This is a genomic window from Roseomonas sp. TAS13, assembly GCF_001950415.1.
Taxonomy (GTDB): Bacteria; Pseudomonadota; Alphaproteobacteria; order Acetobacterales; family Acetobacteraceae; genus Roseomonas; species Roseomonas mucosa.
Window position 1 is genome coordinate 1 of sequence record NZ_BDLP01000476.1, and the last position, 2,826, is coordinate 2,826.

Here is a 2,826-nt window from a genome sequence, read left to right on the forward strand (position 1 = left end):
TTCGCCTTACGGTGGAGCTGTGCGTAGATGTGATCAAGAGACAGGCCCAGGGGCTTGGCCTGGGACCGGCGCGGCAGCTTTTCCAGGTCGAGCTTCCGCTTGCCCTGCCGGTGATCCTGTCCGGCCTGCGCATCGCGGTGGTGCTGTCCATCGCCACCGCGGCGGTGGGGGCGGTGGCCGGGGCGCGCTGCCTGGGTACGCCCATCGTGGTCGGGCTGTCGAACGGCAATCCCGCCTGGGTGCTGCAAGGCGGCATCTTCACCGCCTGGCTGGCCCTGCTGGCGGACCGGGCCCTGCGCCTGCTCGCCCCGGCCCGGCCCGGCCTCTGACCGCCCGGGGAGACGCACCGCCATCATTCCAACCGGACGCCGCCCCCGGAGCTGACGCCCCTGCCCTGGCCACCGCCGGGCGCGCTGGCCGTCACCCATTGCCCGGGGTGCCACGGCGATCTCGCCGCCGACTTGGCCGCCCTGCGGCGCTGGGGGGCGAACTGGCTGCTCAGCCTTTGCAAGCCGGGCGAGTTCCCCGATGCCACGGCGCTGGAGGCGCGGCTCGCCCGCGCGCATATCGGCTGGGTCCGCTTTCCCATCCCGGACTGCGGCATCCCCGCCCCGGGCCAGGGCTGGCGGGCGCTGGCGGACCAGACCCTGGAACGGCTCGATGCCAGGGAAAGGGTGGCGATCCACTGCTGGGGCGGCCGGGGCTGTTCCGGCACCCTGGCCGCGGCGCTGCTGCTGGCCCGGGGGCTGTCGGCGCCAGAGGCCATCGCGCAGGTGCGACGGGCAAGGCCGGGGGCGATCGAGACGGCGGAACAGGAAGCCTGGGTGCTGGCCCAACAGGGCTGGCGGAGGCCAGGGACCGGCCGTGGCTAGATCATGTCGCCGGAACCCATGCCTTCGCCGCGTATGCCCGGCGCCATTTGTTCGGGATTCGAATTCACGCCTCCGGGGGCGATGGCGGCCCAGGGCGACCGGCCCAGGGCCGGATGCTCCGCGCGCCCGCAAGAGCCATCCGGCTCCCGGGGTGCCCATCGAAAAGGGCGGGGCCGCAAGACCTATGGACACCCGCCCCCATTCCGGTCCATCACCCGCCCCCTGTTCCGACCGACGCCCTCGTCTTCCCACCCGGGATTTTTCCGGGCCGGGAGGTACGGGCGGCGACCCTTGCCCTTTCAGGAGCCGTCCATGGCCTCGGCCTTCGAGCGCATCGCCGACATCATCGCCGCCAATTCCGAAGTCCCGCGCGACAAGATCACCCCCGACAGCCATGTGATCGACGATCTGGGCATCGACAGCCTGGACTTCCTCGACATCGTCTTCGCCATCGACAAGGAGTTCGGCATCAAGGTGCCGGTCGAGAAGTGGACGCAGGACGTGAATGCCGGCACCGCCCCGGCCGAGCAGTACTTCGTCATGAAGAACCTCGCCGCCCGGGTCGAGGAACTGGTGGCGGCCAAGAGCGCCTGACGCCCGCGCTTCCCGGCATCGCCGGAAAGGATGGCCAGAGACGGAGGACGCCCGGTGCGCCTGGAATACTTCATGATGGTGGACCGGGTGCGGTCCTTCGACGGCGACGCCATCGCGGTGGAAAGCACCGTGCCGGAGGCCTCGCCGGTTTTCGAGGGGCATTTCCCCGGCCATCCGCTGGTGCCGGGCGTGCTGCTGGTGGAAACCATGGCCCAGGCCTCGGGCTGGCTGCTGCTGGCGCGCAACGGGCTGTCCGCGATGCCCTTCCTCTCCTCGGTGAAGGAGGCGAAGTTCCGCTCCTTCGTGGGACCGGGCGCGAAGCTCGAGGTCACCGCCCGGATTGTGCATGACGGCTCCGGCTATGCCGTGACGGCGGCGCGCATCGAGAGCGGCGGCAAGCGCCTCTGCGATGCCGAGATCATGCTGCGGATCATGCCCTTCCCCGCCCCGGAACTGGCCCAGGCGATGCACGAGCGCGCCGCTTCTATCGGCCTGGACGCGGCGCTGGCCGCCACCCGTTCCTCTCTCCAGGAAGCCCCCCGCTGATGCGCCAGCGAGACGTCGTCATCACCGGCATCGGCCTCGTCACCTCCTTGGGCGAAGGAAACGACGCGCACTGGGAGGTGCTGCACGCGCCGGATCGCCGCCCGGTGCTGGACGAAACGGGCTTCGCGCCCTGGACGGTGCATCCCCTGCCCGCCCTGGACCTCGACCGGCAGATCCCCAAGCGCGGCGACCAGCGGCAGATGGAGCCCTGGCAGCGGCTGAACACCTATGCCGCCGGCCTGGCGCTGGACGATGCCGGGGCGCGCGGCCTGGTGGGCGAGACGCATCTCGTGGTGGCCGCCGGCGGCGGCGAGCGCGACGTCGCGCTGGACGAGCAGATCACCGCGGAACTGGCCCAGAGCAGCGACCGGGGTGCCCGGCTGAACGAGATGCTGGCCACCGGCCTGCGGCCGACGCTGTTCCTGGCGCAGCTTTCCAACCTCGTGGCCGGCAACATCTCCATCGTGCACGGCGTCACCGGCTCCTCCCGCACCCTGATGGGGGAAGAGGTGGCCGCGGCCGATGCGCTGCGCATCGCCCGGGCGCGGATCGGCGAGGGGCGCGGCGAGATCGCGCTGGTCGGCGGCGGCTTCGCCGCCTCGCGCTGGGACATGCTGATCCTCTATGCCCGCAGCGGGCTGTGGCAGGGAGGGTTCCGCCCCCTTTCCGAGCGCGAGGGCGGCGGCATGGTGCTGGGCTCCATGGCCGCCTATCTCGTGCTGGAAGCCGCCGAGCATGCCCGCGCGCGCGGCGCCAGGGCGCTCGCCCGGCTCGATGCCGCTGTCTCTTGATCACATCTACGCACAGCTCCACC

General features: G+C 71.5%; 5 protein-coding genes. All 5 read left to right on the forward strand.

Going from position 1 to position 2,826, the window contains the following annotated elements; translation table 11 throughout:
- Positions 1–329, forward strand: a 329-nt coding sequence (locus ROTAS13_RS22335; RefSeq protein WP_139323500.1) for an ABC transporter permease subunit, incomplete at its 5' end; no start/stop codon positions are given.
- 60 nt (positions 330–389) lie between these two features.
- Complete coding sequence (locus ROTAS13_RS22340; protein ID WP_371329254.1) at positions 390–872, forward strand: hypothetical protein; 483 nt, start codon at positions 390–392, stop codon at positions 870–872.
- A 312-nt stretch (positions 873–1,184) separates the two neighbouring features.
- Positions 1,185–1,466 carry an acyl carrier protein gene (locus tag ROTAS13_RS22345; protein ID WP_019461204.1) on the forward strand — a complete coding sequence of 94 codons (282 nt, stop codon included), beginning with the start codon at positions 1,185–1,187 and terminating at the stop codon, positions 1,464–1,466.
- A 54-nt stretch (positions 1,467–1,520) separates the two neighbouring features.
- Complete coding sequence (locus ROTAS13_RS22350) at positions 1,521–2,012, forward strand: 3-hydroxyacyl-ACP dehydratase FabZ family protein (protein ID WP_058390374.1); 492 nt, start codon at positions 1,521–1,523, stop codon at positions 2,010–2,012.
- Positions 2,012–2,803 carry a beta-ketoacyl-ACP synthase gene (locus tag ROTAS13_RS22355; protein WP_075823485.1) on the forward strand — a complete coding sequence of 264 codons (792 nt, stop codon included), beginning with the start codon at positions 2,012–2,014 and terminating at the stop codon, positions 2,801–2,803. The genes ROTAS13_RS22350 and ROTAS13_RS22355 overlap by 1 nt, the downstream gene beginning before the upstream one ends.
- Positions 2,804–2,826: the final 23 nt, after the last annotated feature.

What these genes read in the sequence shown, in the direction of transcription:
- ROTAS13_RS22345 (WP_019461204.1), top strand. Translation starts at nt 1,185, where the DNA reads ATGGCCTCGGCCTTCGAGCGCATCGCCGACATCATCGCCGCCAATTCC.
- ROTAS13_RS22355 (WP_075823485.1), top strand. Translation starts at nt 2,012, where the DNA reads ATGCGCCAGCGAGACGTCGTCATCACCGGCATCGGCCTCGTCACCTCC.